Origin of the sequence: Okeania sp. SIO2B9 (assembly GCF_010672505.1) — a bacterium.
GTDB lineage: Bacteria > Cyanobacteriota > Cyanobacteriia > Cyanobacteriales > Microcoleaceae > Okeania > Okeania hirsuta.
In genome coordinates, this window is the sequence record NZ_JAAHGK010000103.1 from 1 (window position 1) to 9,999 (window position 9,999).

Below are 9,999 nucleotides of genomic sequence, written 5' to 3' on the forward strand. Positions count from 1 at the left end.
TATTATTATTAGTAACTGCTTGAGTAATAGCGGTTTGAATTGAATTTTTAGCTACTTCAATTCCCACACTCTGATAATTTGACGGACCACTTTTACCACTACCAAGAATTTGATAATTTTCATCTATTAAAACGGCTTCTGTTTTAGTGCCACCGCCGTCAATTCCTAAAACATTTACTTTTTTCATATTCTATAATTATTATTATTTATCTAATTTTGAGCTAGGAAAATTTTTGACAATTCATATCAGCTCTCAAACCTCCTACTTCAGTGGTAGGTACTGTTAATTGATAACTTTTAACTTATTTGATACCACCACCATCAATTTCTAAAACATTTAATTTTTTCATATTCTATAATTATTATTATTTATCTAATTGGGAGGCAGGAAAAATTTTGACATCGAATTATTCTAACTATAAAAAAAATATCATAAATAGCAAAACTAAGTTGATTTTTATGTCAAGTTGACATAAAAAAATGTCAAAGTTATTATACAAATCTAATAAAAACAAATAAATACTCATACTTTTTAGTCATTTATTAATTGTTAAGATTACCTTTTAGGTTATTTTTTATATTTATATGAAACCCCATTGATGTGCCTCAGAGAATCCTCCTGTGGAAGAGTTGCCCTAAGGCTAAAACACAGATTATCTCAACCTTTAGCTTAGTATTAGGAGTATCAAAAATGATTAAGCGCACATGATACTCCTAATAGTTGCATAGTTGGAATTAACATGAATATTTATTTTGGACAAGATAGAACTTTCTGCTTTTCAACCATAGATGAAATTAATTTGTACCTCAAAATTCCAATCCTGGAAGGATATTCAATCATTCATTACTCTAGCGAATTAGGAAAAAATTACACCGAGCAAGATTTTAATCTGCTACAAACAAATTCCCAATTAATGGGTGTATCGACTGTACCAATAACATATCCTCTAGAAGATATTGCATACAAAACATATTTAAGTTTGCTAGAACTGACACAAGACTGGAATTTATGTCGAATTGGGAATTATGTTCCCTATATTAATGATGAAAGTAAGGGTCTGGAAAACTATAAATCTTTCTGTAAGGGTAGATCCCTAGCATTTGAAAGTTTTTATGGGACAAACTTTTGTGTAAAATTACCAGCAGCAACAGGTATAGGTATTGCTGATGACACCTATGCAATCTACTTTATTGCAGTGAAGGAAAACATTAGTAATGTGGAAAATCCCGAACAAGTTTCAGCCTACAAATACCCACCCCAGTATGGACCACGTTCGCCAAGTTTTGCCAGAGGAACTGTTATTAAGTCCAATGGTAAACGTATTGGCTATCTGTCAGGAACAGCTAGCATCAAAGGACATAAGTCTGTAGGCAAAGGCAATATTGAAAAACAGTTTGAGGTAACTCTGGATAACATGAAACTGGTGTTTGAACGTATGGGGTTTAATCCAGGACTTCCAGACCCAATGCTTTATGATCGCTCCTTCACCATTTACATCCGCCATCCTTCTGATTTGCCTGTTGTTCAACAGATGGTTAAGAAAAATTTCGCTGCTGCAGATAGATAAGTCTATCTGCATTCAGATATATGTCGCTCAGAACTAGACATAGAAATTGAAGCCATCATTACTGAAAAGTAGCTACCATAACTACCCTGCAATTGAGTTACCCGATTTTATCCTTTATCAACTCTAAAAACAAAATGGAATTTGGTTTACAGTTTTTTCCCGATGTTAGCCCTCAACAGAAGTCAGGAGCACAGTATTTTCATGAAGCTCTCCATCTGGTAAGTCTGTGCGACAAACTTAATTATACTAATGTTAGAATTGTCGAACACTACTTCCATCCATACGGCGGATATAGCCCTAATCCTATCGTTTTCCTCACAGCAGCATCCCAACGAACTCGAAAAGCTCGCTTGATTACCGGAGCAGTGTTGCCTGTCTTCAACAATCCACTTAAACTAGCTGGAGAAATTGGGATGTTAGATGCAATTTCCAACGGACGTCTCGAAGTTGGTTTTGCTCGTGCATTTTTGCCCCATGAATTTGCTAGATTTGGGATTGATTTAAACGAAAGTCGTGCCCGCTTTACGGAAGGGATGGAACAGGTACGTTGCCTTCTTGAAGCAGAAAATGTGAGTATGGAAGGTCAGTTTCACCGCTTTGAGAATGTTACTTCTTTGCCTCGTCCGACTCAAACTCCCCGCCCTCCCTTCTGGATAGCGTGTCTGGCTACTCCAGAATCTTTTGTGACTGCTGGTGAAAGGGGTTATGGAGTAATGGCAATTCCTTTAGCTGGTGGGAAAATGGCCGAGTTAATTAAGCTATATCGAGATGCCTGGAAATCTGCTGGTCATCCAGGCCAAGGTAAGGTAATGTTGGCTTTTCATATGTTCTGTGCGCCAACTGAGGAGCAGGCGATCGCCATTGCTCGTCAACCATTAAATAGGTATTTGAAATCTTTGGTAGAAGCTGCTTCTGATTGGGTAAAGGGTACTTGTTCGGTAGATTATCCAGGCTACGATAAAATTATTGCTTCACTACAGGAAGAAACTTTTGAATCTCAGATAGAAAAGGGAGCTGCTTGGATTGGTACCCCTGAAAAATTGCGCAAGACAATCGCTAGTTACTATGAACAGGTTGGAGGTTTTGAATTTGCATCTATGCAGGTCAACTTTAACACTATTTCAGTCGAAGATGCCACAACTTCTATGGAACTCTTTGCTAAAGAAGTGATGCCTCATTTTACTGAAAAGCAATTAGTCGGTAATAGTGTTGTTTGACTATTTTTTAGGGGGTTGGCGTTGCAAAGAAGTCATGCAGTAATAACTTAGTTAGTCTAGTAAAGTAGGATTTTATGAAATTATTTGCTGAAAAATTGTCTTGATAAAATTGATAATTTTCACTTCTTTTTCCTACCATTTCATATCGATAAAATTTTGACTATAAAAATTGCTAAATAAGTTTCAAAACTTATGATAACTGATAATTGAAATGACTCTTTACTACTTTTTAGAAAACTATCAAATAATTCGATATTAATTAAACTTATATTTAATTAATTAATATATTTAAAATTTAAACTAATTTTGACAAAAAAAGTTGAAATGAGCTATTGAGGGCCAAATTTTCGGGAAAAATCGCGATTTTGCCCCTGTATTCGCAATCTTTTCATAAACGCTGTAAGTCTTGATATGCAATAAATACAGGATTTTTGCTTCATAGCGAATTTTGATGTATATTGATAACAAGTCTGTCGCTCTGCGTAGGTGCTAATTAAAATGAAAAGACCATTGGTAAGTAGAAGTGCGATCGCGAAGCGGAATGGAATTCTATCGTGTCAGCGGAACGGAGTTCTATGGCAAAATAGCATTGATAAGATTGATGATTTTTCTTACCGAAAAATTCAGGTATAAAGCCTCTCCATTCATGGGGAAAAAAGAAAAAAATTCCTTTAGCTCCATCCTCTTCTTTATAAGAAGAGGTAATTATTAATTGTTAATTGTTGAACATTTCGTATTGACAAAAATTTCCACTACAAAAACGGCTGAATAAGTTTTGATACTTATTCAGCCTTCCTAATATGCAGTTTCATTTCAATTTTTTAAAAGATTTATTGTTATTCCAATAGGATACCTGCTAAAGCATCTAACTCACTTTGAAGGACTTGCATTTCCACAGCAGCTAGGTCAACCTTCAACTTCTTACTAATTAGTTCGAGGACTTTCTTTTCTTGTGGAGTAATAACCTCATCTAACTCAGCAATTTTTTGACACTGAGCTACAACTGAAATCGCAAACTCATCATTGACTTGAGCAAGTAATTTTTCTAGAGATGGAGGAGATTTGATATTCTTCTGAATTATTTCCAAAGAACCAGGACTAAGGTTAGCTTCCTCAAGTTCTGGAAGTATTTGCTCCCAAGTTTTTCCAGGATTTCCAGCTAAAATTACATGAACCAAAATTTGATCCATAATAGCTTGTTGAGCGATCGCCGCTTTTAAATATTTCTGGGTATCAACTTGAGCAGTTTCTAGTGCAGCTTCCATAGTTTCTGGGGCCAATTTTGCTTCATAGAACCGACAAGCTGCATACCCCAGGGAATAGAGCATAACTGCATTTGTACTACCACCAATTACTGCACCTGCTAAAGGCACATTTCGCATAAAACCTAATCCGGCTTTTAAAGCTTGACCACCTCCAACTGCTAGACCAAAAATTCCTAAAACCTCTCCTTTTCTTGCTGGTTCTTGCAAATCAAATCCATAAGCATAAGCAATCTGATATACCATTTCTGCTTGTATTGCAGTTGTAACTGTTAAGTCAACTGCTATGAGTCCTAATCCCATTCCTGGTACAATACTTGTAGCAACCCCTGTCCCCCCAACATAAATTGCTTTCTCTAAAATTACACGATGGCTAATTTCAGAGGGGCTTTCATTTGGATATTTTTGTTGTAGGCGTTGAATTTCAGTTTCAGCTTTGACAATATCTATCCGATCAACTATTTCTAACAGCTCTATTTTCAGAGCTTTTGTTAATGGTAACAATAATTGACTATTATTCACCATTTCAGTAACATATCCTAGGCTATGTGTTGTATTTACAGCTACACTACCAATAGCTTCACCAGCACCACAAGCTGCTTGAACTGTGGCGTTTCCGACTACTTGTGCTGCTCCTCTAACTGAACCAAATAATGACCCTAAAAAAGACGAATTTTGATTTGGAGTTTTTGATAAATCTGCGGAAGTTGTAGTCATCTTTAAACTGATCTTTTATGAATTTATATATCTAGAATAAGATGCACATTTGTCTGTTAACAATAGTGTATTTACTGAAGTTTTATAGCGTAATTTCCTATTATTTTCCGAAAAAATACTGACCTATTGATAATCTATAAAATTTTTTTTAAGTTCCCACAGTAGGATTATTTTTGAAAATTATTTATCTATGAAATTGTACTTAATAAAAAAAGACAATTATCCCTGATTTATTATGGCTAATAAAAAAACTTGTCTAATTAGTAAAGTAGGATTTGATGAAATTATTTGCTGAAAAATTGTATTGATAAAATTGAGATTATTATCTCTTTTTCCTGCCATTTCATGTCTATAAAATCTTGACTATAAAAATTGCTGAATAAGTTTCAAAACTTATGATAACTGATAATTGAAATGACTCTTTACTACTTTTTACAAGACTATAAAATAATTTTATATTAATTAAACTTATATTTAATTGATTAAACTATTTGAAATTTAAACTAATTTTCACAAAAAAAGTTGAAAGTAGCTCTTGAAGGCCAAAATTTAGGGAAAAATCGTGATTTTGCGCTTGTTTTAGCAATCTTTTCATAAACGCTACAAGTCTTGATATGCAATAAATACAGGATTTTTGCTTCCCAGGGAATTTTGATGTATATTGATAACAAGTCTGTAGCTCTGCGCAGGTGCTTATTAAAATGAAAAAGAGGATTAATGAGTGGGAGTGCGATCGCCTCAGCGAAACGTAGTTTTATCGCGTAGCAGAACGGAGTTCTATTGCATCAACGGATAAATTTGAGTTATAAAAATTGCTGAATAAGTGCCAAAACCTATTCAGCCATCCTGAAAAGTAATAGAAAAATTAAACCTATAGCTAAGAAAGAATTGATGAGAACATAGACTAATGAAAGACCTTAGACTAGGAAATATTTTTCCAACTATTCCCTATTCCCTATTCCCTGCTATTGTAATTGAGGTAAAGCCTTTCTCGCCCTTTCTGCGCGAGCATCAGCAGACTCCATCACTTCATCAATTTTTTCCAACATTTCCCCTGGATAATTTTCTAACACCTTAGTAGAAAGAGAAATGCGCTTTCGACCCTCATCCAAATCAACAATCATCGCCTTAACCAAATTACCCTGGGCAAAAATTGTTGATAAAGAATCAACCCGTTTTTGACTAACTTGGGTAATATGAAGCAAACCAGTTAAACCCTCTAAATCTACAAAAACACCAAAAGGTTTCACTCCCGCAACCTTTCCTTCCACCAACTGACCAACAATTAACTTACTAAAACCAGCAGACTGAGCAGCCAAACGCTGAGACATTACAATTTTCTTTTTTTCTTGGTCTAATTCCAAAAAATTGACCGTCAATACTTGGTCAATCAATGACTCCAAATTATCCTTTGCCAAAAGATGGGAGCGCGGAATAAAACCCCGCAAAGATTGTACGTCCACCGTCACCCCACCTTTATTAGTACCAATTACTCGAACTTGGAAAGACTGACCACCTTCTTGTAATTCAATCAAATTCTCCCAAATTTGATTAATTTCTAGTTGCTTAATAGAAAGAAGCACTTCTCCTTCTGCATTTTGCTCACGGATAATTAGGAAGTCCCGTTCTAGCTGTAATGGTAGTGCTTCCAATAAATCTTGTGTTACTCCCAAGAAAGCTTCTTGAATGGGTAAAAGAGCTAAAGACTTACCCCCTATATCAATGTATACACCTTCAGATTCATAACTATATACTTTTCCAGTAACTATTTGTCCTTTTTGAAATCCATAATTATATTGAGGTTGTTCGAGAGCTTTAGCAAAATCGTCCATGGAAAAGGACTGTTTACTTTCTTGAGAGCTAGTTGATTCGGGATTCATATACGGTAAAAAAAACACTAGGCTACTTCAATATAGCTAATCTTTGGGGCTTCAGTAGAGAAAAAAATAACTTATTGACCTATAGACAGGGAATAGGGAGTATGGAGTAGGGGGGAAGCAAAAATATTAAACTATTCGCCACAAAAAAATAATCCTGAAATATTGACTAAAATTTAGCTAGTTCTCAAAGAGTTAAGATTTTTGCTATTAGCCATGAGAAGATCAATTCATAGGGATGTTCGAGCTTCAATATTTTGTTGACCAACACTTTCTAAAACTACTTTTTTTTACAATTCTTGACCAAAAAGTTGCTTTGTCTTGACCCAAGCATCAGCAGTAGCTTCAGCATTATAACTACTACGATGGTCACAAAAGAAACCATGATCTGCTTGATAACGAAATACCTGGTGCTTAATTTGATGTTTCTGTAATTCTGCTTCTATTTGGTCTACCTGTTCTATGGGAATTAAAGGATCTTCTGTGCCAAAGAAGCAGTAAATAGTACCACTAATTTTCGGAGTTAGAGTAATAGTAGGTTCACCACCACCGGGAGTACCAGTGGCAATACCAGCTCCATAGAAAGAGGCAGTTGCTTGAATTTCTGGTAAAGTTGCTGCTAAATAGCTCACATGGCCTCCGAAACAGAAACCAATACAACCAAACTTGTCTGCTTTAACAGTAGGTAGGGTTTTGAGATAATTTATAGTAGCTTGAATATCACTTAGTAGTTCTGAGGCTTTGGTTTGTTCTTTATACTTGCGACCCAGTTTGACATTTTCCTCAGTATAGCCCACTTCAAAACCTGGAGCTTGACGTTGGTAGATTGAGGGAGCGATCGCTACATAACCTTCTTTGGCAAATTTTTCTGTTACTTCTCGGATATGGGCATTGACCCCAAATATTTCTTGAATTACTACTACTGCTGGAAATAGATTTTCTTCTACTGGTTGTGCTAGATAAGAAGCTATTTCTAGGTCTCCGTTGGGGACTTGAATATGGGCTGTACGGATTTTTAATTCTGTCATCTTTTCGGCGACGGGAGACCCGCCGTATAATTTACAATTTTTGATCAGGAGGAACCTCCTCCCTCTTTTTTGGGGTGCGATGACCCGTGTCATTATCGCACTGTGGTTAATTCTATCCAAACATTTCTCAATATCTAGTTCGATTACCCTTTTTTTGTGACCTTTTCCTTAGCTGTTGAGGTTGCTGAAGACCTACTTTTGCGCGTCTTGCGTACTCCTACCAGGTCTGAAGCTGTAACTTCGGGCTAGGAAACGAAGGGGTAAGCCTAGGTTGAAAAGTCAATCTAGACCTCGTTAATTGAACTTTCCTCATGGTAATGATTCTTGGTTAAAGTTTTGATAAATTAATGGTAAATGGTGATATATTTTAATTCCTAAAATAGGTTTAATTAAGGCTATAACCCTTAGAACAATACCTGCTCGAACTCAAATCAAACAAGTTTCACTAACAAAAAAACTGATAGTTGGTGGATAAGTTTAAGTTGAGAATATCAGTCAATCTTGGGAAAAACTCATAGATTGAGATGCTTTTCTAGACAAGAATATTTATTGAGCCAGATCACCAGGAAATAAATTATCTTCTTTGAAACCGTTAAGAACAAATCAAGAGCAACTGACCAAAGTATCCCAAGGTAATAACATAAAAAAGGTAAACATGGCAGTAAAGCCAGAGGAAAGCTAGCAAAACGCGAAAGTAAAATTAATCAAAAAATAGCTAGAAGTCGTAAATATTTTCAGTATAAAACAGCTGACAAATTAAGTCGGACAGGTAAAAAAGTATTTTTTGATGAATTGTGAAATTTAGCAGGATTAACTTGCACAAATCAAGGCAAACAAAATGAAGATGGAAAGTATTTACCTAATGGTCAATCCTCAAAGTCTGGGTTAAATAAGTCTTGGCGCTGATGCTGCATTTAATCAAATTTTTAACATACTAGGGCGTGTCATCAATTAAGGAGGTTGACAAAATGGGTATTGTATGTTCCAGGTAGATGGCGATCGCTATGCCAATAAAATGACTGAGGCTACCTGTAGGAATTCCTCCCAGAAAGTTTACGGAACCCTTGTCATACCTTGTGGCGATATAGCTGCCGCTAGGCTCCGCCAACGCTCGATACTGTTTGAGTTTGGCAAAGAAATTTTCGATTCATAGACGTGCTTTGTACAATATCTCATCGTAGTTACGGAGTTCTTTTCTGTTTTTTTTCGGGGGAATAACTACCTCTATTCCTCTATTGGTTAAAGGCATAATCACCCGCTCCTGAGCATCGTAAGCTTTATCCCCTAATACTGCTTGTGCTTCTACCATCGGTAATCAAACATCTGCTCCGTCCAAGTCAGATGCTTGACCTGGAGTTAAAAAAAATGGGTGGGATTACCCAGGGCATCTACTACTCCATGTATTTTGGTGGTTAATCCTCCCTTACTACGGCCAATATCTTCCTGTTCAGGGCTGCTATTTTTCGCTCCTGCACTACGAGTATGAGCACGAATAATAGTTGCGTCGATCATGGCATATTCATTATCTGCATCCTCAGCTAAAGTTTGAAATACTATGCACCCATATCCCTGAAATGGACCAACGACTAAAACGAGTATGGACAACACGAAAATCTCCAAATCGTTCTGGTAAGTCTCTCCAGGGAATTCCAGCTCAAGAGCGATATAAAACTGCTTCCACAAATAGGCGATTGTCTCTTGCTGTCCTTCCTACAGTTCCTTCACGTCCTGGTAGTAGGTTTTTGATTCTTTCCCATTGATAATCTCGTAAACCATAGCGTTTAGTCATGTTAGAGAAGCTCTGATTTTTTTTGATTCTGGACGCTTAACCATAAGCATACTATACTCTCAATGTCAAATTTTTATTGATGACACGCCCTAGCTCAGGTAGTCGCAAAAGCTTTTGATGTTGGCAAGTGAAACTCTAGAGTGATAGAATGGAAACCAAACTATACATCTCAATGACTTTATGATAGAGATGAAATTGTGTTTACAGATTGCAGTATCAGAGAATATTTTGATCGGGAACTACAGTGGAAAATTGATCGAGATATAAACGCAGCAATCAATTTGAAACGAGCCGGGATGGACTTGTTCGGTGACTATAAACCTCAAAGCACCCTAAAAACAAAGTGGTTATCACTAAATCTAAAACCGCTTCTGTTTCTAAGGAAGTTCTGACCGTCTTTAAAAGAGATAAGAAGCATACACAGAAAGCTAATACATCTGTGTAGGTAAGTCACTCCAGTAATTGTCTTTCAGATTCCAGAGCTTTAACTAAATCTTGATTTCCTTTAGCTCATCGCCTGGAAGCAGCAAGAGCTAAAGGA

Annotated in this window: 7 protein-coding genes and 1 pseudogene; 3 read left to right on the forward strand and 5 right to left on the reverse strand. The window is 36.2% G+C overall.

All coding sequences use genetic code 11. The annotated features are described in order from the left end of the window. On the reverse strand, nt 1-187 hold a 187-nt coding region (locus F6K13_RS06070), incomplete at its 3' end, for a BadF/BadG/BcrA/BcrD ATPase family protein (protein WP_287287027.1). Nucleotides 188-740: 553 nt separating this feature from the next. Between F6K13_RS06070 and F6K13_RS06075 the strand changes: the two genes are divergently transcribed. The 3 genes from F6K13_RS06075 (at nt 741) to F6K13_RS06085 (ending at nt 3,418) form a co-directional block, all read left to right on the forward strand. Next, nucleotides 741-1,568: a hypothetical protein gene (locus F6K13_RS06075; RefSeq protein ID WP_124143480.1), complete on the forward strand. Its 828-nt coding sequence runs from the start codon at nt 741-743 to the stop codon at nt 1,566-1,568. Nucleotides 1,569-1,702: 134 nt separating this feature from the next. Further along, complete coding sequence (locus F6K13_RS06080; RefSeq protein WP_124143481.1) at nt 1,703-2,785, forward strand: LLM class flavin-dependent oxidoreductase; 1,083 nt, start codon at nt 1,703-1,705, stop codon at nt 2,783-2,785. Nucleotides 2,786-3,283: 498 nt separating this feature from the next. Continuing rightward, on the forward strand, nt 3,284-3,418 hold the full coding sequence (locus F6K13_RS06085) for a hypothetical protein (RefSeq protein ID WP_287284713.1): 135 nt from the start codon (nt 3,284-3,286) through the stop codon (nt 3,416-3,418). Between the two features lie 203 nt (nt 3,419-3,621). On the opposite strand, the gene F6K13_RS06090 is transcribed toward F6K13_RS06085, so the two are convergent. The 4 genes and pseudogenes from F6K13_RS06090 to F6K13_RS06110 all read right to left on the reverse strand — a co-directional run. After that, nucleotides 3,622-4,764 (reverse strand): EcsC family protein, encoded by a 1,143-nt coding sequence (locus F6K13_RS06090; protein WP_287287028.1) that lies wholly within the window; start codon nt 4,762-4,764, stop codon nt 3,622-3,624. Between the two features lie 965 nt (nt 4,765-5,729). Next, nucleotides 5,730-6,644: a S1 RNA-binding domain-containing protein gene (locus F6K13_RS06095; RefSeq protein ID WP_124143483.1), complete on the reverse strand. Its 915-nt coding sequence runs from the start codon at nt 6,642-6,644 to the stop codon at nt 5,730-5,732. 287 nt (nt 6,645-6,931) lie between these two features. Continuing rightward, nucleotides 6,932-7,669, reverse strand: coding sequence for a dienelactone hydrolase family protein (locus F6K13_RS06100; RefSeq protein ID WP_124143484.1), 738 nt, complete (start codon nt 7,667-7,669; stop codon nt 6,932-6,934). Nucleotides 7,670-8,705: 1,036 nt separating this feature from the next. Further along, nucleotides 8,706-9,458, reverse strand: a pseudogene (locus F6K13_RS06110) (IS5 family transposase); the annotation flags it as partial. Between the last annotated feature and the right edge of the window lie 541 nt (nt 9,459-9,999).